The organism is Veillonella sp. T11011-6 (genome assembly GCF_002959755.1).
Lineage (GTDB): Bacteria > Bacillota > Negativicutes > Veillonellales > Veillonellaceae > Veillonella.
In genome coordinates this window covers 21,106-43,333 of the sequence record NZ_PPCW01000003.1, presented here as the reverse complement: position 1 = coordinate 43,333, position 22,228 = coordinate 21,106, and the positions used below count along the sequence as shown (strand labels likewise).

The following is a 22,228-nucleotide window of genomic DNA, read 5'->3' as shown; positions in this document are numbered from 1 at the left end:
ATTATTTGCCCCCTTTCGCTAATTCTTCTGGTGTAACAAGGATATTAAATTCATTAGGTACTAATTTACCAGCTTTCATATCCGCTTCGTCACGAGCTACATAGGCTTGAATTGTTTTATCAAAGATAATAAAGCGAATGAAGTTAACGATATAGGCACAAACAGCAGTTGGCAATCCGTATAACACCATATCTGTTAACTCTACAGAATAGCCTAATTGTTCCATAACACCTTTGATAAGCAATAACCCACCAGCGGCAAGGAACAAGTTTTGACCGAAGAAATTGCCTATATTATCTGCAGAAGCAGCTATACCACGCACCTTATCAAGAGTACGTTGAGATACTGGGCGACCTTGAGCTACTGCAGCTTCACTCATAGGTGCGATCAACGGACGTACCATGGCAACCATACCGGACATGTTAATACCAAAAGCTACAGTTACTTGGCGCACAAATAAGTAAATCATAAAGATACGACCAGCCGTAGCAGCGTTGATCTTACCGATCAAAATTTCTGCCCGTTCACGTAAGCCATGACGTTCCATAAGACCAATAACAGGTAAAATCAAAATAAATAATGACATATAACGATTTTTAACGAAAGCCTCCCCAATGGCACCAACGATATCGTTGATACTGAGACCACCTGCAAGGCCCGTTACAAAACCTGCGGCTACGACAACTAACAAGGCATTAAAGCGCAGCATCAGACCGATGACCATCACTAAAATACCAGATAAGACTAACATAGTCTCACATCCTTTCAAAAAACATCCATGACCCTATCCCATAGTCCATAGACATACTACATATGTTTACATTATATACCCAAACATGTATTTTTTGCATAAACAAATAAACCTTATACATCAATTACATTTGATTCTGTTATTATGTCGAATTATAAAGACATTCTAAATCAAAGGTAAGTAGTGTATAAGGTTTGCTTTCTATAATAAATCTTTTTTGAAAAGTATGGTAGTATGTTGTTTACCTCTAAAATGAACTTTGTCATAGGCCTTAAAGCCAAAGGACTCATACATTTTAGGCAACCATGGATGTTCTTTTGCAGTCCCCAATGTAACAGCAGGCGTTTTAAATTGGTTAATCAATAATTCTTCAGCATAGCCAAGAGTTTCCCGAGCATAACCTTTTCCTTTAAACTCTGGTGCGGTTACAAAGTGAGCGATGTGTGGAAATTTATCCGGTGTAGAATATTTCACCCACGGCATACAGAATGTAATAGAGCTTACAAGTTGTCCATCAATATACAATCCATATACAGGATAGGTCTCGATCCATTCTTTGGATTCTTCCTCTGTAAAATCGATAGCATCGAATGTAATCGGATAGTCCTTAATCGCTGCATAGCCGTCGATTAATACCTTATGATATTCCGCTGTATCTGCTACAGTTAATTGTCTAAATTCTTTCATGGTCTTTCCCTCATATCTATATTTTTATTCATAAACTATGTATATTTATTACTTATGAACGTTATTATACACCTATATGTATTTACTTTCAAGATTTTTACATAAATATTATATGAAGTTTTTATACCCAATAAGAAAACACAGAATAACATATTGTAATACTAGTATTTTTCTATTATAAAAGTTATCCAACATACATAAGATGTATAAATATTAATTTCACTATTTATATTTCAGGGTTAATATATCAATTCTATATAAGCATAAAAAAACAGGATGTATCACTAGGATACATCCTGTTTTTGAGCTTTCACAAGCTCGAGGGGAAGTTGTTATCAACGTATTATTGGTTAATACGGGAACCGTATACGTCGCGTTGGTTTTTAGGTTCGTTGTTAACGCGAACACGTTCTGTTTTATGACGATCGTTGTCAGCACCAGAAATACGGTCAACACGGTAGTGGTTAAGACGAATATTTTGTAATTCAGGACCAAATTCGTTCATAGCACGTTTCATGTTGTCATCGATAGGAGCACCATTTTGAAGTGCACGGTACAACATTGTTGCGAATTCATAACGAGTCATTTTAACATCGCCTTTGAATGTGCCATCAGGGTAGCCAACAAGGATACCATTACCAGCCAATTGGCTAATGTATTGGTAAGCCCAGTGATTACGAGGAACATCTGGGAATTCAGCAGTTTTGCTAGGATCAATTGCATGTGGAGTCAAGATTTGTAACAAGTTGTTATATTTGTTTTCCATATCTTGAAGACGTGCGTTCAATTCAGCAATTTCACGACCCATAGCTACGCGAGAGCGGGACTCAGGGGCACGTTTACCAAGACGAAGAGATACGCCAGCGTTCAATTGAGTTTCGCCAGTACCTACAGTACCACCAACGGAGAACATTGTGTCTTCGTTAGGACGGTAGAAAGCGCCCAATGCAGCGGAGTTAGCATTGTGGTAGTGACCATAACCAGCAGCGATTGTCCATTTGTCATCTGGGTTGAAGTCCAATGGATGTAAAGCAGCCAATGCAGCAGAACCTGCACCCACTTTATTAACACGTTTTTCAACATTACCAACACGGTTATTCAAGTTATTGATGTTATTGTTGATTGCACCTGGTGTGGAATTGTTGATTTGAGTTTGCAAATCATTTGCTACGGAGTACAATTGGCTACCGTTTACAGCATCTGTGGAGTCAGCGGAAATTTTACCAGCTGCTACGTTGTGGATTTGGCGTTCTTCACCAGCTTTACCAACGGATACAGAGCCTACAGGGCTAGTGCCTGCGAAGCCACCATATGTATGACCAGCTACTGTTGCGTTAGTTACGTTAGTAGCAGAACGAGTAGTAGAGTTAGCACCTAATGCAATGGAGTTTGCAGTGGATGCATTAGCTTTGTTACCGATTGCAATGCTGTAATCAGCAGTTGCAGCTGCATCAGAACCAAATACATTAGTACGTACGCCTGTTGCTTGTGCACCAGCGCCGAATGCTTGTGCATGATCACCAGTAGCTGTTGCAGAGGAACCAATTGCATTAGCATGGTTGCCATTTGCTGTAGCATCAGCACCGATTGCATTAGCTTTGTAACCAGTAGATTTTGCTTGGTGACCAAGAGCTAAAGAACGTACATCGGAAGCAGTTGCACGAGTACCGATTGCAATACCCCAAGTTTTGTCAGCTTGAGCTTCATGACCGATAGCAATGGATTCGCTCATACTCGCTTGAGCCTTATTGCCGACTGCTAATGCAGAGCTACCTAATGCAGTATTTTCAGAACCGATTGCTACGGAATTACTATTCCAAGAGCCGTTCAAAAGTGTAGCAGAATCTGGTTCATTATCGAAAGTACGATCACGGTAGTTTGTAGTTGTACCAGCTACAGTATTGTTATAACCATAACCAATCGCATTTGTACCACTAATTACATTGCTATCACCAAATGCTTGTGCGAATGCACCAGTTACGCTATTACCATCACCGAATGCATTAGCTTGGTTACCATTAATAGTATTTTGGTTACCATAGGCACTGCTAGAACCATTAGCGCTTGTAATTAAATTACCTTGACCTACAGCAATGCTTGTAGCTGTACCATTTGCAACAGTACCATAAGAAATACTATTATGTGTAGTATCTGGGGTTTGACCAGCTTGATCACCTACGGCTGCAAAAATAAAACCATCTGCTGTAGATACAGGTGTTGCTGCACTTACAGGAGCAACAGTAGCACCTACAGCTGCAGCAGCAGCCAATACAGCAAACGCTAATTTTTTGGAATGTTTGTTTTCTCTCATCTTACACCCTCACTAAATTAAAATTCTTAACCAAACACAATACAATTTTTCAACCTCTCTAAGTTCCGCCTCTCTCCTCGGGCTGATAAAATATACTTCTCACGTCTCACATAAGAAATATATTCGATTCAATTTAAGAAAAATTTATATTGTTGATTACCCGCATAGCATATCAAAGTTTTACGATATAAACAAGCCTTTTTCCCATATAAAGTTCATTAATAACTCTTCATAATTCCAAAAAATAGCATGATTACTGGCATTCTTTGTTGTATTAATATACTCATCATTTTTAATGATGAGTAAGAAAAGTCACAGCTTTTTAAGGATTCTACAGAATATATTTTGTATAACTTATAAATAATCGTCGCTTTAATAAGTTTTATAAATATTTCAAATAGCCTATCAGTCCTTATTCATATTAATTTCATGAACTCTTTCTGAAATTCTAATAAGAGAATAATTAATCATTTTTCTGAATTTTATAATAATTTTATATTTATTCTTAATAGTATTCTACATCTACTTAAATAAGTTAATAAGTATACATATATCACCCAAAATATCCGCATAAGTTTACAAAACAAGGCTTAATCTATATATACAGCATCCATATTCTTTCCATAGCTATCATAAAAATCAAAAAGCTCCTACGTTACATGAACGTTAGGAGCTTTTATATATTAAGCCAACAAGGCTTTTACAAGTTCTTCTGCTTTACCAAAATCATCTGCATCTGGGTTCCAGTTACATTTAATTTCTGGTTCAACAACAGAGAATCCATATTTAGTTAATTCTTCACGAAGTACCTTCGTAGATTCACCAGACCAACCGTAGGTACCAAATACGGCAGCCTTTTTATTTTTAAACTTCAATTCACGCAAAAAGTCGAGCCAACCAGCTACAGAAGAGATAACACTATTCCCTACTGTCGGAGAACCAACGGCAATCGCTTTTGATTTGAATACTTCTGTCATGATGTCGTTTTTATTTGTTTTACTGATATTAAAGATCTTAACCCGTGTATCAGGAGATTGTTTAGCAATCTCATCAGCAATTTTATGGGCTAATTTCTTTGTACCATCCCACATAGTGTCATATACGACTGTAATTTGATCTTCTTGGTATGCTTGAGACCACTCATAGTATTTCTCTACGATTTGCAATGGATTTTCACGCCAAATTGCACCATGGCTAGTAGCGATAATATCAATTGGCAAGTTCAGCTTTTGAATTTCTTCAACCTTAGCTTTTACCAATGGAGAGAATGGATTCAAAATATTGGCGTAATATTTCATCGCCTCTGCCCATAGACGACATTGATCAGCCTTATCGGCCCACAATTCTTCTACCGCAAAATGTTGTCCAAACGCATCGTTAGAGAACAAAATATTGTCGCCAGTCATATAGGTTGCCATAGAGTCAGGCCAATGGAGCATGCGCATTTCTACGAATACCAAAGATTTACCGTTGCCGATATCTACGGAATCCCCTGTTTTCACAGTTTTAAAATTCCATTCTGGATGATGGTATTGACCAACCAAGGACTTAACAGCGTTTTCTGTACAGTAAATCGGAGTATTAGGAATTTTCTCCATCAATGCTGGCAAAGAACCACTGTGATCGACTTCGCCGTGGTTACATACGATGAAATCAATCTTGTTTAAATCAATTTCAGATTCCAAGTTATCAATAAATTCTGTGGAATGAGGTTTCCACACAGTATCGATGAGGACTGTCTTTTCCTCTTCAATCAAATACGCATTTTGGCTAGAGCCATTGTTAATGCTGTAATCTGAACCGTGGAACTCTTGTAATTCCCAGTCAATTTTACCAACCCAAGATACGTTATTTTTTATATGCTTTCTCATAATAACCTCCATAATTCTTGTGAAAGTCTTTCACAATCAACAATATTTATGGCCTATGTGGTATCTATGTATAGAACTATCTATACTGCTATGCATATATCACAACTTGGTCATTAACTATGGCTTTATTATACCCATATCGCATTATTAAGTCTGTATCTGTAGGTACAGATTTGAGAATTATTATAAAAAACCACTCATAGGAAATCATATGCTGTACATTAGCGTACAATGGATTTCCCATGAGTGGTTACGACTATATACAGTTTTAATAGTGGATTGTTTATTATCTAGCTTAGATAATCTAGGATAACGTCCGACTATTGATTTCCATTCTTAGATAATCCAGGGATGGCTTTATAGATATATAACGCAATATATCCATCGACCATGCTATGAATGATGGTACCGCCACCTACAAGAACGAATACGACGTAGATAAGATCGATATTCGGCATTGTAGTCGTAGTATAGAACAAGAGGCATGCAAGTACTTCACCGATGGCGTGAATGATGGCACATACAAGGTTGAAAGCAGCAAAGGATAACGCCCCAGTCAATACGCCTGGATGATGTTTAATATAGTAAGCCCCCATCAAGGCAAAGATGATATGAGAGGCCGCGCGCATAACAATGACAAGCGGGAAGCCGGCTACAAAGAAACCAAGTGTAGAACCTATGACTACACAAGCGGCCATCTTGCGAGACAAGAACATAGCTAGGAATATAGGTACATGGCTAGCCAACGTATACGACGCCGGTGGAATGACAACTTTCAGAGGCATCATAATAGGAATCATGATGGCTAATGCCATCAACAAAGCAGTAATGGTTAGATTTCGATACATCGAAGAATTCATAAAGGCCTCCTTAGTTAATATATCTAGTGTCCTACATTTCCCCACAAATTAAGGATCACTACGCCTACTACGATTAAAGCAATACCTAGCACAGTGTAAATATTAATGCCTTCGTGAAAGATAAAGACAGAAATCAAAGTTGTCACAACAAGCCCCACGCCAGACCACGTAGCATAGGTAACGCTCAGCGGAATATATTTCAACACATGGGTTAACGTATAAAACGACCCTATGTACCCAAGCGCACACGCAATGGTCTGCAACGGCCTTGTAAACCCGTCAGATGCTTTTAACATTGTCGTTGCAAATAACTCAAGCCCTATAGATAAGGCAAGTAAAAAATAAGATAACATAACCCCCTCCTACAAAAAAGAGAGGGACTTGCCCTCTCTTTTATAACGTCTAAATATATAATACTTTCATATTATAAAGCATATGATATGGTTTTGAAAGGATTTAGTTCACTTTATGAACTTTCAAAACCTTGTTATATACGATTATAGACTTTCAATTACAGCTTGCGCCATTTCTGTTGTACCAACGCGCTTCAAACCTTCACGGTAGATGTCACCTGTGCGGTAACCATCAACGAGTACTTGTTCAACGGCTTTTTCAATAGCGTCAGCCACTTGTGGTAAATCAAGGGAATGACGGCACATCATAGCGGCGGACAAGATTGTGCCCAATGGGTTCGCCAAGTTTTGGCCCATGATATCTGGTGCGGAACCGTGGATTGGTTCGTACAATGCTGTGCCTGTACCCATGGATGCAGATGGTAAAAGCCCGATGGAACCAGAGATAACAGCGCCTTCGTCAGACAAGATGTCGCCGAACAAGTTTGTTGTCACGATAACGTCGAATTGTGCAGGATTTACAACGAGTTGCATCGCTGTATTATCTACATAGAAGTAATCTGTTGTGATATCTGGATTAGCTGCAGCTTTCTCTTGAGCGATTTTACGCCACAAACGAGAGGAAGCCAATACGTTTGCTTTATCTACGGATACAACCTTTTTGTTACGTTTACGAGCTGTTTCCATAGCGATATCCATGATGCGTTCTACTTCGTAACGGCTGTAAGTTTCTTTATCCCAAGCGAACTCGTTAGCACCTTCGCCTTGTGCCTCTTCCCGTTCACCAAAGTAAATACCGCCAGTCAACTCACGAACGATAACGAAATCTACATCTTGTACGAGTTCCTTTTTAAGTGGAGAATACTCTTGCAAAGATGGATAGATTTTTACAGGACGCAAGTTACAGAACAAACCAAGCTCCTTACGAAGACCAAGGATTGCTTTTTCAGGACGGATAGAAGGATCTACATTATCCCATTTAGGACCGCCTACAGCACCTAGCAACACAGCATCAGCAGCTTTACAAGCCTCGATAGTATCCTCAGTCAAAGGCACACCGTATGCATCAATAGATGCACCGCCCGCTTTTTTATCAATCCAATTAACCTTTACACCGGCTTTCTCAAAAGCCACATCACACACAGCCTTCGCTGCAGCAATAATCTCAGTACCGATACCATCACCAGGGATCAATACGATATTCTTTTCGCTCATATTACCTCTCCAATATATAGTAAACCCTTACTTGCGGTTTTTCGCAAAGTTCACAAGACCACCTGCTGCCGCAATGTCTTGAATGAATTGTGGCAATTCAGTGCCTTGGTATTGTTCGTTTTTAGTCAAGTTATATACGATACCTTTAGACAAGTCTACGCCGATAGCATCGCCTGCATCGATACGATCAACTTGTTCACCGATTTCAATTACAGGTAAACCGATGTTGATAGCATTACGGAAGAAGATACGTGCAAAGGAGTGTGCAATGATAACAGGTACGCCTTTTGCTTTGATAACGCCTGGTGCGTGTTCACGAGAGGAACCACAACCAAAGTTTTTACCTGCTACCATGATTTCGCCAGCTTTCACATTAGGTGCAAAAGTTGTATCAATATCTTCCATCGCATGTTCTGCCAATTCGTTCCAATCAGCAATTGCCAAGTAACGAGCTGGAATGATTACGTCTGTATCTACATCGTCGCCGTAGCGCCAGATTTTTTTGCTTTCAAAATCCATATTAAACCTCCTCAGGGCCTGCAATGCGGCCTAATACAGCACTTGCTGCCGCCACGTAAGGGCTTGCCAAATATACTTCAGAATCAACGTGACCCATACGACCACGGAAGTTACGGTTTGTTGTGGAAACTGTACGTTCCCCTTCAGCCATGATACCCATATAACCACCTAGGCAAGGGCCACATGTTGGCGTGGACACTGCGCAGTCAGCTTGAATGAAGATGTCCAATAAACCATCTTTCATAGCTTGATCGTATACATCTTGGGAACCAGGAATTACGATACAACGAACGAATGGAGCTACTTTGCGACCTTTGAAGATCTCTGCAGCTGCCACCAAGTCTTCGTAACGGCCATTTGTACAAGAACCGATGATAACTTGGTCAATTTTAATATCTTTGTCGATTTCGTTGATGTAATGTGTATTGGATGGCAAATGAGGGAATGCTACCACTGGTTGCAATTTGGACAAGTCAATTGTAATTGTTTGGGCATATACTGCATCAGGGTCAGCATTAATAGGTTCTACAGGACGATTTACGCGACCTTTGATGTATTCTTCAGTTACTGCATCGTAAGGGAATACGCCACATTTACCGCCTGCTTCGATAGCCATGTTACAGATTGTAAGGCGATCAGCCATAGTCATGTGTTGTACGCCTTCACCAGCGAATTCAAGGGCCATGTAACGAGCGCCATCTACACCGATTTGACCGATCAAATCAAGAATTACGTCTTTACCAGTTACCCATTTGTTAGGTTTGCCAATAAGCTCAACCTTAATAGTTTCAGGTACTTTGAACCAAGTTTTACCTTCTGCCATAGCAACGCCCGCATCAGTGGAGCCTACGCCTGTGGAGAATGCATTTACTGCACCATATGTACAAGTGTGGGAGTCAGCGCCAATCATCATTTCGCCAGGACCGATAAGACCTTTTTCTGGCAAAATAACGTGTTCAATACCCATTCTACCGACTTCAAAGTAATTTGTAATGCCATGTTCGCGTACGAAGTCGCGCATGACTTTTGCTTGTGTAGCGGATTGAATATCTTTATTTGGTGTGAAATGGTCAGGCACCAAGTAGATTTTATGACGGTCAAATACAGGTTTGCCGATTTTTAAGAACTCTTTACGCGCTGGTGGGAATGTGATGTCGTTCATCAAAACAGCGTCCAAATGACATTCGATGATTTGGCCTGGTTTTACAACATCAAGACCCGCGTGGCGAGCCATATTCTTTTCAGTAATGGTCATACCCATATTATTTTTCCTCCTCTTGTTCTAGCTCCATAGCTAGGAATACTGAGTTTACTGCATTAATATATGCATTTACACTTGATTTAACGATATCGGTGCTGATACCACGACCATGGTACAAACGACCGTTATATTCTACCTTAAGGGTTGCTTCCCCAAGGGCATCTTTACCGGCTGTAATAGCGCGGATTTGGTAGTCTTTTAAGCTAATTGGCAAGCCAACCACACGTTCAACTGCTTTAAGGGATGCGTCTACTGGACCGTCACCTACGGCAGCATCAGCTTTCTCCCCTTCTGGGGTCATGAGGCGAACGTCAGCATATGCGTAGCCTTTTTCACCTAATTTGTAGTATTGAGCCACAAGCTCGAATGCTTTTTTGTGATGTAAGTTATCTACTACAAGAGCGATAATGTCATCATCGTATACTTGTTTTTTACGGTCCGCCAATTCTTTAAATTTAGCGAAGAGGTCGTTGATTTTCTCTTCTGTGAAAGATTGGAAACCAAGTTTTGCCAAATGATCTGCAAAGGCATGACGGCCAGAATGTTTACCCAATACGAGGTCTGTTTTTTCAGCCCCTACGGACTCAGGAGTCATGATTTCATACGTTTCAGGGTTGCTCATCATACCATGTTGGTGAATACCAGACTCATGAGCAAAAGCGTTAGAGCCAACGATTGGTTTATTTGGAGGAACTACGACACCTGTCAAACGACTCACAAGTTTAGAAACTTTCGTAAATTGTTTTGTATCAATGTTCACTTGAAGGTCGCCGAAGTAATCATGGCGTGTTTTAAGAGCCATTACAACTTCTTCAATCGCTACGTTACCAGCCCGTTCGCCTAGGCCATTAATTGTGCCTTCTACTTGGCGTGCACCTGCTTTAATAGCGGCTAACGTATTTGCATTAGCAAGACCTAAATCGTCATGGCAGTGAACAGAGATAATTGCATTTTCAATACCTGGTGTATGTTCTTTGATGTAACGAATCTTATCACCGAACTCATTAGGGTTCATGTAACCTACTGTGTCTGGTACATTAATAATTGTTGCACCACCAGCAATGGCAACACCAAATACTTGGCATGCGAAATCTAAATCAGAGCGTGCCGCATCTTCACCGGAGAACTCGATTTCATCAACCTTACCTTTTGCATATGCCAATACAGATTTAACCTTATCCAATACCTCTTGGCGAGTCATTTTTAATTTATATTCCATATGAAGTTCAGAAATAGCAATGAATACATGCAAACGGCTACGTTCCGCATCTTTCAACGCATCAATCGCTTTTTGTACGTCCTTTTCATTAGCACGTGCCAACGCACAAATTGTTGCGCCTTTCACTTCGCGTGCAATCGTTTGTACTGCTTCAAAATCTCCAGGGGATGCTGCTGGGAAACCAGCCTCGATTACATCGATGCCGAGGCGTACTAGGCCTTTCGCAATTTCAATTTTTTCAGGAGTTTGTAAAGACACACCTGGTGTTTGTTCCCCATCACGAAGGGTTGTATCGAAGAAATATACGCGATTTTGATCCATAATCTTCACCTTTTCTATACTAATAAAACATAACGCTGTATTATATCTATCTATTGTGAAAGTTTAGTAAAATCGCCGATTTCAACGCTATTTTAGCTGATGCCAACGTAGATACATCAAATCAGTAATTTTACTAGACTTTTACAATAAAAAAAGCCCCTCAGAACAACTGTCGTTGCTCAAAGGGGCGTTATATTCATAACACGGTACCACCCTAATTGGGACTCGTTGCGGGTATAACGGAACCACCGTCGATGACTACTGCTGCATTCGCCACCAAAGCTCACGGGAGAGTGTCAGCGTACAACCTCTATTGCCTCGCACCAACCGGCAACTCTCTGAAAGCAGGACCTGTAAACCTTTATACCCATTCATAGCTCGTATTTAAGATATAAAGGTATTATACGGTATTCTATAGAACTGTGTCAACAGGATGGACATGTGAGTTTTGTGAAAACACAGTTTTATCGTTACAATTTGACATCCCCCATGATCTCACGCATACTGTAAATAAGCAGTACCAATGATTGGAGGAATTATTATGAGTGGTTCAAGCAAATTCTTCTTTATTTTATCGGGTATTGTAAGCATTATCCTGGGGATATTCTTACTCTTAAATCCCGTTATTAATCTCATAGCTTTTGCCTGGCTTTTTTCTATTATCTTTTTCGTCAGTGCGGTCAGCTCTATTATAAATTATTTTACGTTATCGTCTGAATTACGTAGCGGCTGGTATCTTATCAGCGGCATTATCAATGCTCTATTCGGTATCTATTTAATATTCGGCGGATTTGCATTCCTACCATTAGTACTCCCAATCACAATCGGCATCTGGATGGTAATTGAAGCCATCTTTATTTTCATTAAATCAAGAAAGTCCGACAGCATGGTATCACTCATGGGACGTAATGCAAAATGGCTTGCACTAATTCTTTTACTATTAGGCCTATTACTCATATTCAAGCCGATTGCTTCCGGTGAGGTATTTATCTACTTTATCGCTTTCGGTTTCTTATTTGACGGAATTTATTCCATCGGTGAGGCTTTTAAAGAATAGAATATAACTAAATAATTACACTATAAGATCGACCATGTACTGCCAAATAGCTGTCATAAATTACGATGTCTATTTCGTATTTGTGGCAGCTATTTTATTCGTTTTGGCTAGCCGTCATGGTAAATGTATTCGCCTACTACATTTGCAAGTGGTTAGACGCTTTTCTAGCTCTTTTATTTAGCAACTAGCCCAACGCTCTAACATTAGCGTAATAATGGGGTTATAGGACAAAAATTAGTACAACCCTGTAGTAATTTAAAATCCCCTTGATCAGTACCAAGATACTCATCAAAGGGATTATATTAATTATGAAAAAGACAAATAGCCCTTCGTTATCCTAGGATCGCTATTAAATTCAAGTCACATCTTAGGCTTTAAATATAACACCATTATGCTCTAGTTGTTCCACTGTTTTTTTACCAATGCCCGGTAGCATCAATACTTCTTGTTTAGTAATTGTTTTAAAATCATCTACTGTGTATAGGCCGGCTTGTGAAAGTGTAATTTGTGCACCGAACCGTATATTGTCATATACCGGATTTCCACGCAAAGCCCCACCTTTAGCAACCTCTACGGGGCTCATATGAGCGGACTCGCGTTTTCCCATATAACTATCATTAGAGTACCGATTTATAACAGTTCGACCGGTAACACGTTCATACGCATCATATAGAGTCTGCCATAATGGACTTTCAAAATCCACTAATTGAGTTGGTAAAAATGAGATAGCAGTATATAAGCTTATTAATTCTCGTGGGTCAGAATCTATATTGCTCACTTGGTCTACCATATACATAATAGCCTCTAAATGATCTTCTACAAAATCGTTCCAGCGCGTTGCATCTTGTAATAACCAATCAATATCTTCATATTCATCAACAAGATCTGCTAATACATCATGGGCTATCTTGCTTTCACCACACTGCAAAGCCAATAGAATATACAGCATATGCATAGGCAACATGATATCCGGAGCCTGATTAAATGCATTTTGTATATCATCGCAACATGCAAGATATCGCTGATATACCTTGCGGCCGCGATCCCAGTTGGCAGCTCCACAACAAGCAACCATCATATACACAAGAAATCCCGAATGATCTTGCTTGTCTCCGTGAAAAACTGGCGTAAAGCAGGCAATCGCATCATTATACATATTATATTCTAAATATATCATCCCCATGTCGATGAGGCAACGCATATAAGGACGCGTCTCTATTATATTCCAATCTATTTTCTTTGGTTTTTTCAACGATTCTACTAGCTGTTTCAACTGATAAATTTGAAAGCTTGGATGCAACTCAAGGGCTATGAGTTCTCGTTTAGCATCTACTTCATCAGGACATAATGCAAGGATTTCATTGTATAACTTCCTTGATTTCTCATTCGTATCAGCCTCTTCTGCAGCCTCATATAAATCACGTAATTTCATTTCTATCGTATTATTAAAATCACCACGATTATATTGAGTCATAAATGCTTCTAACAAATCCTCAATAGATTTGAAATCAGATTCATGTTCGGATACAAATTGTTTCTGTAAACGTAATAATAACTCACTATAAAAGTTAAACATAGAGTATCTCCTTATACATATGAACGTAAAAATACTACTCATATGTAATATAGCACGAGGGAATATATTAATTCTAGAGGTAATACCTCGACCTATTAATATCTCATCTGAGGGTTATAGGACAAAAAGTGTTGCTATTTTAGTCCCAAAGATTGGTAAATAGGCGATCATAATTATGCAAATCACTCCAAACAATAGCATCACCCCAAGTCGGAATAGAAGCTTCTAACCTAGAGTGTTCATGTATGGTATGATATATATCAGAAATACTCTTGTTGGTCGGCATAACCTTAAGTATTTCTGCATTAGAAAGCGGGTTTGGTGAGTGCATATAGCACCACCAGAACACCGCTTTTATTCGTCTTTCAATAGACATTCCTCTATGATTACGTAACATAGTGCGTAACTGAGCATTTACACCACCTTCTATACGATTATTAGTAGCTGGGCAGGTACATGTTAACGATGCATCTAAGTAAGTAAATAAACATCTTTTATTAATCAATTTAACTAAGGAATTTTCTGCTTTTATAAGTCGTTCATGTTTAGGTCGTATCGTACCATTTTCATCAACTGTTATTTCTGATAGGAATACTCTATGTCGTACTTTCCATGACATAACGTTTTGTACCCACTTTATAGCATGATCTTGCGTGTGTATTGTTAATAAATCCCTTGCAATTCCATATAACTCACAACCAGCAATCGTTTTAGGACGTATTGTTGTATAGCGTTTTACTTGTTGAAATGCATGAAATAAGCATCTTTGTAGTTTGGCTTTCGGCCAAACTTTTTTTAATGCCCTTTGAAAGCCGGTACCACCATCGGATATAACTACTATAGGTGATGAAATACGTCGTAATAAAGCCTCCCAAGCCTTAGAATGCTCATATCTACAAACATACCAGCCTAAGACATGCGTCTCATTACAACAGATTAAAATACAAGCATTTTTAGCTAAATAAATACCATCAACAAATACCACACTACTTGATGATTCAACTTTTGGTGGTAATGGCCAAAGCTCCCAAAACTGTGATGTTTTTCTACGAAATGAACGTCCATCGCCAGCCATATCTAACTGTGTGTGTTTACCAAATAACCAATCCAAAAACATCTGTAAATTATTGTTAGTTTTATTCACTTTATTTGTGAATGAGCAAGAACATTGATTACAATACCAACGTTGAGAACCCGCATTTGTTTTACCATTTCTCTTACAGACGAAACCACAATTAGGGCATCTGACTAGTTTCATAATTATACTCCTTCTAAAAAATATATCTCTTTAGAAAGATAAAACCTCATTTGAGTCAGTAAAATCAAGGAGTTTCAGACTTTTTAGCAACACTTTTTGTCCTATAACCCTAATTTACTGGCTCCATCGCCTATAAAACCAACACGTTTTGTCCTATAACCCCATTCTCGTTAGTAACTAGCACAATAAAAATAGCAGGGCTGCCACCCTGCTATTTTTTCGTTCATATGAGACTATGTCACATATTGACATCCCTTGTCATATAAAATAACACTTCACGATAGTATAGTCAATACGCCCTCTATGCAATCAATCTTAAAAGCTTATCCACTCTAAATTCTCAAAATTATTTAGAATTCGTTTATCCATTTTTACCACTTGATTAGATAGCTCTATTTGATTATAAAAAAATGAAATATCAGTATACCATTCCTTTAAATTAGCATACACTTCATTCTCTAAATCAATAATAATGGTTTCAATGGGATCCCAAGTTTTGCATCTTACAGACTCGACCATAACCATACTATTACCTATGAAAGTAACATCCCTACCATAAATCCAAAATGGTAATACTTTCCCCTTTATAGAAATAGAATATATAGCATCTCCATGAGGTGGTTCCGTTTCATATTGCGCTTTTATATTGTACTTTTCCATTATCTCATTGCTAGCATTTTCTATATATGGCAACGTTGAAATCTTGTAATTATCTGCGTTCATAAAAGCTCCATTATTTTTAATATCAACCACAACAAAGAGGACTGTATATCGCTATTTGTGTAAAAAGTATTTTGCTATACTTATTACGAAGAGAGTCCGTTGACGTGAGTTAGGTTCATCTCCGCGAGGAGGTGATATTATGACAAATCATGAAGTTACCTATGTAATTATCATAGTTCTGTTATCAGTAGTCACTATCATTGCACTAGTTAAGTAGTACAACGATAAACGCCTAACGTATAGAGGAGTGCAGTCCTCTAACACGTTAGGCGTCATCATAATTTTGTTCAGTTTTAGATGAGCCTAACGCCCTAATCACGTTAATGGGCTCTCTTTATATGTATATTATAAGCTAATCAAGCTTAAAAAGATAGTACAGTAATAAACTCAATTAGTACCTACACTGTTAATCATTTCTCTAGCCCGCTCAATAGAAATAGGCTCATTAAATAAGAACACATGGCTCTGCCCCGCTTGTTCCCAAGATGCTAAGTAAACAGCGTCATCTACCATTCGATAGGTTACCGTCATACCATTCACAATATCCGTCTTCTGAGGCACATAATCCTTATAATCGCCTGCAATATTACCAGATAGAGTCGATACGCGATACTTAATATACTTTGGCATATCATCTACACGGTCAAAATATGTTCCTTTTAAAAGCTCATGATAGGCATACACCACTTGTAGTACATCGTGATCCACAATGGATACATGTACGGAACGTAATCCCTCTAAACCACTTGGCAACTGCGGTTTAAAGTTCAAATGTTGCTTAGCCTCATATAGGTTATCAAACACCTCTAGAGATTGACCTTTACGAGTGCTTCTATAATCCTCATCAGTCATAGTACAACTTCCAAGTCTATCTGGACAAGGAAACTCATTTCGATCACCATAAGGCTGATCATAAATCGAATTACCATTAAGACGGAATCTCATCAAATCATCTGCGAACACAACATTAATGGAACCTATAAAAGCTAGCGTAGCTAACGCACATACAACCTTTTTCATGATACAATCCCCTGCAAACAAACTACATTTATTAACTAAATTATATCATTAAAATTTGAAACAGCTATCATCATAAATCTATCCTATTTGATAGTATCTATCGCAAATAATTCTACTATTCAAAATTATTGTAGGTGCTATAATGAACTCAACAAAAGGAACAGGTGCTCATATGATACTAAATGCACTATTCCAAAACTATAGTTAGTAATTATAAGGAGGAAATAATCATGACACATACACAATTAACACAACTCGTACAAGCTTTATTAGATGCACCTACAAGCAATGAAACAGTAAAGGAATTCGCTCAATCTTGGATTAATGCAGAAGGTACACCTAAACAAGAAGAACTTACAAAACAACTCGTATTCATAGCAGAACAAAACATTGCACTTATCGACGAAACAATCGGCTTTGCAGGCTCTGAACTTGCTACACAAATCCTTGGCGAAGAAGGCGCAGCTAACCTATTACAACATGCTAAAGACATTAAAGCAGAAGGCGCAGAATTCTGCGACTGCCCTGGCTGTGTAGCTGCTAAAAATATTATTGATTTGAAAGCGGAAATTGCATAAGAATATATAGAAAATGGCTCCCTTATAAGGAGCCATTTTTTATATATCGCTTGCTAAAAGTTTTACGTTGTTTCTTGATATCAATATAAAAACTTATATAGAACCAATAGATGCAAAGCCCATAAACAACATATAGTAAATTAATTATATCACCTAAAAAGCTAATATTCTTATATTCATAAGTATTTTTCGTCCAGGAAAAGATAAGCATCACGCATGCAATTCGCAGTAAAATGATTGCGAATATAAAGCATTTGCATTACAATATAAGTAATAGGAGGTGATACTATGGCTAAAACGGCCTCTATCAGTTTGCGTATCGAGCCAGCTGTAAAAGCACAATTAGAAGCACTATATGCTAGCTTTGGCATTTCCGTAACTGATGCGATTAATATTTTTCTCCACACATCACTAATGGAAGGCGGATTCCCATTTCAACCTAAACAACCTCGTTATAATGCAGAAACAGAAGCTGCTATTCAAGAAACGAAAGATATATTAGCAGGAAAAATAAAAGCAAAATCATATGCTAATGTAAAAGAAATGATTGAGGATTTAGGATTGGAGTAATCAGTTATGTTGAGATTAGTGCTTAGCAATAAGTTCAAAAAGGACCTAAAGCGCTCAAAAAAACGCGGTAAAGATCTCAATAAACTCTATTCAATCATCACGAAATTACAGAACCAAACGCTATTAGATCCTAGTTATAAAGATCATCCATTAACAGGAAACTACGAAGGCTTTAGAGAGTTACATGTCGAGCCAGATTGGCTTCTAATTTATGCAATTAAAGATGACATATTAGTATTATCTTTAACTCGCACGGGTAGCCACTCAGATTTATTCTAACTAAGCTTAAGAGGAATGTGAAAGCATTCCTCTTTTCTATTCCCCAAAAAATTTATACCAGTTATCATCATAAATCTATCACATTTGATAGTATCTATCGCAAATAATTCTAATATTCATAATTATTGTAAGTGCTATAATGAACTTATAAAAATGAACAGGTGCTCATATGATAGTGCGTGCATCTTTTCAAACTAATATTTACTAGTTATATCAAGGAGATTATCACAACTCGTACAAGCTTTATTAGATGCGCCAAAAAGCACTCCAACTGTAAAAGAATTCGCTCAATCTTGGTTCGATGCAGAGGATACTCCTAAGCAAGAAGAACTCACGAAACAACTCGTATCTGTAGCAGAACAAAACATTGCACTTATCGACGAAGTAATCGACTATGCACGCTCTGAACGTGCTAAACAAAGCCTTGGCGAAGAAGGCGCAGCTAAGCTATTACAACACGCTAAAGACATCAAAGCAGAAGGCGCAGAATTCTGTGACTGCCAGGCCTGCGTAGCCGCAAAAAATATTATCGATTTGAAAGCGGAAATCATGTAGCTTACTATACTCCATTAAGTGGTTATCAACTCAAGGTTGATAACCACTTTTTTATATACAAAAACGGCCTCTCATGGGGAAGCCGTTTTACGGAACAATATATTTGTGAAAGCTTTACTTCCACAGTCTACTCAGACATTCTTTTGTATCCGTTGAAGCATTTTAAAGCTCACAGCGATATTAACGAAAATAATCAACAGTGTTACGAACGAATAGCCTAATAGCATACAGTTCGCCGATACCACATCATATATCTGATATGTGCAATATCCAGCCGTGACAATACCGCTAAAAACGCCCGGTATATACTGTTGCAGAAAAATACTTTGAATTACATGCCCAATCACATGGTATATATACGCTATGATGACAGTGATGTAAATGTCGAAGCTTTCAAAATACATACTCAAGCCCAGCACAATCAACAAGAGTATGAATTCCTGACAGACGATGGCATTAAATCTGAAGGGTGTAAAAGTGGCTGCTAAAAATTGTTGTTGCAGTTTAGGATTCCTTCGCATGAATCGTGGAAATAGAAGAATCTCTTCAAGTTCGTGCAATATAAAAATGCTCGGGAATAATAAGAAAAAACCATTCAGATCCATAAGATACCTCGTTCACAAGTAAAACTATTTACCACCTTTTTTTACATATGTATCAAGAACTCTTATTTCCCGTAAATAATCTCGTTCAACAGGACTAATAGTTTGATTCTGGTATTTTTGATATTCAGAAAGGACCTTCGCTTGCATTTGTTGATGAGATATATGTCCCTTATCTTGTAATACAGCTTCGCCTGTAGCTGACAAAATCGCATCTATATGCTTTATCCAATCAGCCATTGTCATAGGGACTTCACGCTGGGCCTGTCTTTCCGCAAAATCCAAGTATCCTGAAACTAATTGATTGAGCCCTTGTAATTCTTTTTCTGTAAGATAATTTTTAGCAATTTGAGCCTCTTTCAATGTAGGTAATTCTCCTTTGAAAGTAGTCAATCCCATAAACTCTTTTTTGCTATCTACACGTTTATAAATAACTTCACTAGCCGTATTATGATGAACAGCAAAATGCATCTTATTTTGTACTGTAGCAAAAAATGATTTTGCTTCTACGGATATCGGATTATAATCAACAGCAGTAGAAAATAAGTCCAGCACTTGACGATAAAAAACCTTTTCACTAGAGCGAATATCTCGAATTCGATCTAATAACTCTTTAAAATAGCTGCCACCACCTAATTCTTTCAGTCGCTCATCATCAATAGCAAACCCCTTTATCAAATAATCCTTTAATACGGTTGATGCATATTTTCTGAATTGAATTCCTCGCGGCGATCGAACACGATATCCTATGGCTAAAATCATATCTAGATTATAATAAGCTAACTTTCTTTCAACTGTCCGAGTACCTTCATTTTGAACTGTCAACTTATAGTTGACAGTTTCTTCTTCAGACAATTCCAAATCTTGAAATATAGATTTAATATGCTTGCTAATATTTTGTTTTGTCGTTTGAAATAATTCTGCTATTTCACTTTGACTTAACCAAACAGAACCATCATCAAGTATAAGATTTATTTTAGCTTTTCCATCTTCAGTATTATAAATAATTATATTATTCATCTGAAAGCCTTTCTACCATTACGCCCATAGTAATTCAATATATGTATATCAAATCTTAAAATTAGTATATGTTAAATTAAAAGAAGCCTTCTATATTACTATCATTGTAACACAGAAGGCTCAAGAATTTATCCACTATTAAATTTTTAAAACTGCATTGATTTAACTTGCACACGCAGTACAGTTTTCAATTTAGCGGGCTCCACCTTTCGCGCATCAGACAAGTAGATTTCCCGATGCCACTCGTCGTTAGCACGTTGTAAATTATGAGCAGCGCAGAATTCATCTACTTTCATAAACGATTCCGGTTCATCATCATAAGGCCCGACATGCAATATCTGCACGCAATCCCCATCCTCAATTGATTCGAGCCGCACATCCTTAAATCGAGACAACGATTTTTTCTTGGATACATTCATAATGGCCGCCTCCAACACGTCAGGAGTCACAAAATCAGGTTGTCTGATCATCACCCGATATTGCAGATTATTCTTATCAAACTGCTCCGTATGCTCGATCTGCTTCCAAAGCGCCTCCAGAGGATACACCGTATAATCAAAGTATCCATTCGGTGCCACGCCCTTTTTTGGCAGCATCTTTATCCCGTAGGGCAACGAATATAACGCCTCGATATCATCGGCAAAGGCCACATGATTAGGATTTCCCACGCCATCCAGCACAAGAAACTTCATGCTCGGCACCGTAACCTGCACCGCCTGCTGCTTCGGACAATACAATTCCTTTTCGTGCTTGCGCCATTCATGCTTTACTGCTGTCATAGTTAACCCCTCTTTCTGAAAAAAATATATGATTTCTTTTATCGTAAGGGAGGATTATGAAAGATAATTAAGAGCCCCTATGCCAAAGCATAGGGGCTCTTTTCACACACTCGCTTCCACAAGTGATTTTGTATATGGGTGTACCGCTTCTTTAAGTCGTTTTGATTCGATGGTTTCTACGATTTGCCCATCTTTCATAACGATGATTCGGTCTGTTACGGCTTGTAAAAGTCCGATGTCATGGCTGACGAATACGTAGCCGAAGGGTTGTTCCGAATGGAGTTTTTGTAATAGGTCTAACACTAGTTTTTGATTCACCGCATCAAGGGCTGATGTAGGTTCGTCAAAGAGTACTAGCTTGGGGTTCATCAACATGATCCGTGCCAATACGACACGTTGTAGCTGACCACCGCTGACTTCGTGAGGGTATTTATACACCGTATTTTCGGGCAAGTCTACTCGTTGTATCCATTTGCGGATATCGTCCTTTGCTGTCGCTATATCCATGAGACCATAGTTAATATACGGCTCTAGGAGAAATGCTTCTAGGTTCATCCTCGGTGGAATCACCGCCAAGGGATTTTGGAACATCATCTGCATAGAGCGATATAGGTCGGTATGGTCTTGAATAGAATGGATTTCCTCACCAAAGAGTCGCAAGGTACCAGATGTAGGTTTTTCTAGCATGGCAATCAGCCTAAGCAGAGTACTTTTACCAGAACCACTACCACCAGCAATACCTACCCGTTCATTCTCCGCTACAGAAAAAGATACATCATCAACAGCACGAACCGTATGATTGTGGTTTGTATATTGTTTACAGATATTCTCGAGTTGAATCAT

At 38.4% G+C, this 22,228-nt stretch carries 23 protein-coding genes and 1 other annotated feature; of the genes, 5 read left to right on the top strand and 18 right to left on the bottom strand.

The window, feature by feature from the left end:
• Position 1 precedes the first annotated feature (1 nt).
• From VRHSUH10_RS04250 to VRHSUH10_RS04205, 10 genes are all read right to left on the bottom strand, one after another.
• On the bottom strand, positions 2–751 hold the full coding sequence (locus tag VRHSUH10_RS04250) for a DUF969 domain-containing protein (RefSeq protein ID WP_105089579.1): 750 nt from the start codon (positions 749–751) through the stop codon (positions 2–4).
• Positions 752–952: 201 nt separating this feature from the next.
• Positions 953–1,438 carry a GNAT family N-acetyltransferase gene (locus tag VRHSUH10_RS04245; protein WP_005387448.1) on the bottom strand — a complete coding sequence of 162 codons (486 nt, stop codon included), beginning with the start codon at positions 1,436–1,438 and terminating at the stop codon, positions 953–955.
• 343 nt (positions 1,439–1,781) lie between these two features.
• Positions 1,782–3,749 carry an S-layer homology domain-containing protein gene (locus tag VRHSUH10_RS04240; protein ID WP_105089578.1) on the bottom strand — a complete coding sequence of 656 codons (1,968 nt, stop codon included), beginning with the start codon at positions 3,747–3,749 and terminating at the stop codon, positions 1,782–1,784.
• Between the two features lie 683 nt (positions 3,750–4,432).
• Positions 4,433–5,620 (bottom strand): MBL fold metallo-hydrolase, encoded by a 1,188-nt coding sequence (locus VRHSUH10_RS04235; RefSeq protein ID WP_105089577.1) that lies wholly within the window; start codon positions 5,618–5,620, stop codon positions 4,433–4,435.
• Positions 5,621–5,940: 320 nt separating this feature from the next.
• On the bottom strand, positions 5,941–6,480 hold the full coding sequence (locus tag VRHSUH10_RS04230) for a hypothetical protein (protein ID WP_105089576.1): 540 nt from the start codon (positions 6,478–6,480) through the stop codon (positions 5,941–5,943).
• 23 nt (positions 6,481–6,503) lie between these two features.
• Positions 6,504–6,833 (bottom strand): multidrug efflux SMR transporter, encoded by a 330-nt coding sequence (locus VRHSUH10_RS04225; RefSeq protein WP_105089575.1) that lies wholly within the window; start codon positions 6,831–6,833, stop codon positions 6,504–6,506.
• 144 nt (positions 6,834–6,977) lie between these two features.
• Positions 6,978–8,048: a 3-isopropylmalate dehydrogenase gene (leuB, locus tag VRHSUH10_RS04220; RefSeq protein WP_105089574.1), complete on the bottom strand. Its 1,071-nt coding sequence runs from the start codon at positions 8,046–8,048 to the stop codon at positions 6,978–6,980.
• 27 nt (positions 8,049–8,075) lie between these two features.
• Positions 8,076–8,567: a 3-isopropylmalate dehydratase small subunit gene (locus VRHSUH10_RS04215; protein WP_005387442.1), complete on the bottom strand. Its 492-nt coding sequence runs from the start codon at positions 8,565–8,567 to the stop codon at positions 8,076–8,078.
• Between the two features lies 1 nt (position 8,568).
• Positions 8,569–9,828, bottom strand: coding sequence for a 3-isopropylmalate dehydratase large subunit (gene leuC / locus VRHSUH10_RS04210; RefSeq protein ID WP_105089573.1), 1,260 nt, complete (start codon positions 9,826–9,828; stop codon positions 8,569–8,571).
• A 1-nt stretch (position 9,829) separates the two neighbouring features.
• Positions 9,830–11,368: a 2-isopropylmalate synthase gene (locus VRHSUH10_RS04205; protein ID WP_105089572.1), complete on the bottom strand. Its 1,539-nt coding sequence runs from the start codon at positions 11,366–11,368 to the stop codon at positions 9,830–9,832.
• A 180-nt stretch (positions 11,369–11,548) separates the two neighbouring features.
• Positions 11,549–11,752 (bottom strand) — a binding site (T-box leader).
• A gap of 157 nt (positions 11,753–11,909) precedes the next feature.
• Here VRHSUH10_RS04205 and VRHSUH10_RS04200 point away from each other — a divergent pair.
• On the top strand, positions 11,910–12,425 hold the full coding sequence (locus tag VRHSUH10_RS04200) for an HdeD family acid-resistance protein (protein WP_105089571.1): 516 nt from the start codon (positions 11,910–11,912) through the stop codon (positions 12,423–12,425).
• 367 nt (positions 12,426–12,792) lie between these two features.
• Here the strand turns inward: VRHSUH10_RS04200 and VRHSUH10_RS04195 are convergent, their stop codons facing one another.
• From VRHSUH10_RS04195 to VRHSUH10_RS04180, 4 genes are all read right to left on the bottom strand, one after another.
• Positions 12,793–14,001 carry a hypothetical protein gene (locus VRHSUH10_RS04195; protein WP_009352092.1) on the bottom strand — a complete coding sequence of 403 codons (1,209 nt, stop codon included), beginning with the start codon at positions 13,999–14,001 and terminating at the stop codon, positions 12,793–12,795.
• A gap of 139 nt (positions 14,002–14,140) precedes the next feature.
• A complete protein-coding gene (locus VRHSUH10_RS04190) occupies positions 14,141–15,259 on the bottom strand; it encodes an IS256-like element ISVesp1 family transposase (RefSeq protein ID WP_105089570.1) in 1,119 nt (372 codons plus the stop codon).
• Positions 15,260–15,574: 315 nt separating this feature from the next.
• Positions 15,575–15,982 carry a hypothetical protein gene (locus VRHSUH10_RS04185; RefSeq protein ID WP_105089569.1) on the bottom strand — a complete coding sequence of 136 codons (408 nt, stop codon included), beginning with the start codon at positions 15,980–15,982 and terminating at the stop codon, positions 15,575–15,577.
• A gap of 387 nt (positions 15,983–16,369) precedes the next feature.
• Positions 16,370–17,002 (bottom strand): hypothetical protein, encoded by a 633-nt coding sequence (locus tag VRHSUH10_RS04180; protein ID WP_105089568.1) that lies wholly within the window; start codon positions 17,000–17,002, stop codon positions 16,370–16,372.
• A gap of 230 nt (positions 17,003–17,232) precedes the next feature.
• On the opposite strand from VRHSUH10_RS04180, the gene VRHSUH10_RS04175 reads away from it, so the two are divergent.
• From VRHSUH10_RS04175 to VRHSUH10_RS09535, 4 genes are all read left to right on the top strand, one after another.
• Positions 17,233–17,580, top strand: a complete 348-nt coding sequence (locus VRHSUH10_RS04175; RefSeq protein ID WP_105089567.1) for a hypothetical protein — start codon at positions 17,233–17,235, stop codon at positions 17,578–17,580.
• Positions 17,581–17,868: 288 nt separating this feature from the next.
• Entirely contained in the window at positions 17,869–18,150 is a 282-nt protein-coding gene (locus VRHSUH10_RS04170) for a type II toxin-antitoxin system RelB/DinJ family antitoxin (protein ID WP_005387422.1), read from the top strand.
• Positions 18,151–18,156: 6 nt separating this feature from the next.
• Positions 18,157–18,429: a type II toxin-antitoxin system YafQ family toxin gene (locus VRHSUH10_RS04165; RefSeq protein WP_105089566.1), complete on the top strand. Its 273-nt coding sequence runs from the start codon at positions 18,157–18,159 to the stop codon at positions 18,427–18,429.
• 210 nt (positions 18,430–18,639) lie between these two features.
• A complete protein-coding gene (locus VRHSUH10_RS09535) occupies positions 18,640–18,984 on the top strand; it encodes a hypothetical protein (protein ID WP_105089628.1) in 345 nt (114 codons plus the stop codon).
• A gap of 131 nt (positions 18,985–19,115) precedes the next feature.
• On the opposite strand, the gene VRHSUH10_RS04155 is transcribed toward VRHSUH10_RS09535, so the two are convergent.
• The 4 genes from VRHSUH10_RS04155 to VRHSUH10_RS04140 form a co-directional block, all read right to left on the bottom strand.
• A complete protein-coding gene (locus VRHSUH10_RS04155) occupies positions 19,116–19,589 on the bottom strand; it encodes an HXXEE domain-containing protein (protein WP_005387404.1) in 474 nt (157 codons plus the stop codon).
• A 24-nt stretch (positions 19,590–19,613) separates the two neighbouring features.
• The gene (locus VRHSUH10_RS04150; RefSeq protein ID WP_005387399.1) at positions 19,614–20,606 is read right to left on the bottom strand and encodes a virulence RhuM family protein; all 993 of its coding nucleotides are present in this window, start codon (positions 20,604–20,606) and stop codon (positions 19,614–19,616) included.
• A 146-nt stretch (positions 20,607–20,752) separates the two neighbouring features.
• A complete protein-coding gene (locus VRHSUH10_RS04145; RefSeq protein ID WP_105089565.1) occupies positions 20,753–21,385 on the bottom strand; it encodes a GyrI-like domain-containing protein in 633 nt (210 codons plus the stop codon).
• Between the two features lie 102 nt (positions 21,386–21,487).
• Positions 21,488–22,228, bottom strand: coding sequence for an ABC transporter ATP-binding protein (locus VRHSUH10_RS04140; protein ID WP_105089564.1), 741 nt, complete (start codon positions 22,226–22,228; stop codon positions 21,488–21,490).

Excerpts from the sequence above, each read along its gene's own strand:
- VRHSUH10_RS04165 (WP_105089566.1), top strand. The coding sequence starts at position 18,157 with ATGTTGAGATTAGTGCTTAGCAATAAGTTCAAAAAGGACCTAAAGCGC.
- VRHSUH10_RS04190 (WP_105089570.1), bottom strand. The coding sequence starts at position 15,259 with ATGAAACTAGTCAGATGCCCTAATTGTGGTTTCGTCTGTAAGAGAAAT.
- VRHSUH10_RS04230 (WP_105089576.1), bottom strand. The coding sequence starts at position 6,480 with ATGAATTCTTCGATGTATCGAAATCTAACCATTACTGCTTTGTTGATG.
- VRHSUH10_RS04155 (WP_005387404.1), bottom strand. The coding sequence starts at position 19,589 with ATGGATCTGAATGGTTTTTTCTTATTATTCCCGAGCATTTTTATATTG.
- VRHSUH10_RS04215 (WP_005387442.1), bottom strand. The coding sequence starts at position 8,567 with ATGGATTTTGAAAGCAAAAAAATCTGGCGCTACGGCGACGATGTAGAT.
- leuC (WP_105089573.1), bottom strand. The coding sequence starts at position 9,828 with ATGGGTATGACCATTACTGAAAAGAATATGGCTCGCCACGCGGGTCTT.
- VRHSUH10_RS04150 (WP_005387399.1), bottom strand. The coding sequence starts at position 20,606 with ATGAATAATATAATTATTTATAATACTGAAGATGGAAAAGCTAAAATA.
- VRHSUH10_RS04180 (WP_105089568.1), bottom strand. The coding sequence starts at position 17,002 with ATGAAAAAGGTTGTATGTGCGTTAGCTACGCTAGCTTTTATAGGTTCC.
- VRHSUH10_RS04175 (WP_105089567.1), top strand. The coding sequence starts at position 17,233 with ATGACACATACACAATTAACACAACTCGTACAAGCTTTATTAGATGCA.
- VRHSUH10_RS04140 (WP_105089564.1), bottom strand. The coding sequence starts at position 22,228 with ATGATTCAACTCGAGAATATCTGTAAACAATATACAAACCACAATCAT.
- VRHSUH10_RS04235 (WP_105089577.1), bottom strand. The coding sequence starts at position 5,620 with ATGAGAAAGCATATAAAAAATAACGTATCTTGGGTTGGTAAAATTGAC.
- VRHSUH10_RS04200 (WP_105089571.1), top strand. The coding sequence starts at position 11,910 with ATGAGTGGTTCAAGCAAATTCTTCTTTATTTTATCGGGTATTGTAAGC.
- VRHSUH10_RS04185 (WP_105089569.1), bottom strand. The coding sequence starts at position 15,982 with ATGAACGCAGATAATTACAAGATTTCAACGTTGCCATATATAGAAAAT.
- VRHSUH10_RS04225 (WP_105089575.1), bottom strand. The coding sequence starts at position 6,833 with ATGTTATCTTATTTTTTACTTGCCTTATCTATAGGGCTTGAGTTATTT.
- VRHSUH10_RS04205 (WP_105089572.1), bottom strand. The coding sequence starts at position 11,368 with ATGGATCAAAATCGCGTATATTTCTTCGATACAACCCTTCGTGATGGG.
- VRHSUH10_RS04170 (WP_005387422.1), top strand. The coding sequence starts at position 17,869 with ATGGCTAAAACGGCCTCTATCAGTTTGCGTATCGAGCCAGCTGTAAAA.
- VRHSUH10_RS04245 (WP_005387448.1), bottom strand. The coding sequence starts at position 1,438 with ATGAAAGAATTTAGACAATTAACTGTAGCAGATACAGCGGAATATCAT.
- VRHSUH10_RS04145 (WP_105089565.1), bottom strand. The coding sequence starts at position 21,385 with ATGACAGCAGTAAAGCATGAATGGCGCAAGCACGAAAAGGAATTGTAT.
- VRHSUH10_RS04240 (WP_105089578.1), bottom strand. The coding sequence starts at position 3,749 with ATGAGAGAAAACAAACATTCCAAAAAATTAGCGTTTGCTGTATTGGCT.
- leuB (WP_105089574.1), bottom strand. The coding sequence starts at position 8,048 with ATGAGCGAAAAGAATATCGTATTGATCCCTGGTGATGGTATCGGTACT.
- VRHSUH10_RS04195 (WP_009352092.1), bottom strand. The coding sequence starts at position 14,001 with ATGTTTAACTTTTATAGTGAGTTATTATTACGTTTACAGAAACAATTT.
- VRHSUH10_RS04250 (WP_105089579.1), bottom strand. The coding sequence starts at position 751 with ATGTTAGTCTTATCTGGTATTTTAGTGATGGTCATCGGTCTGATGCTG.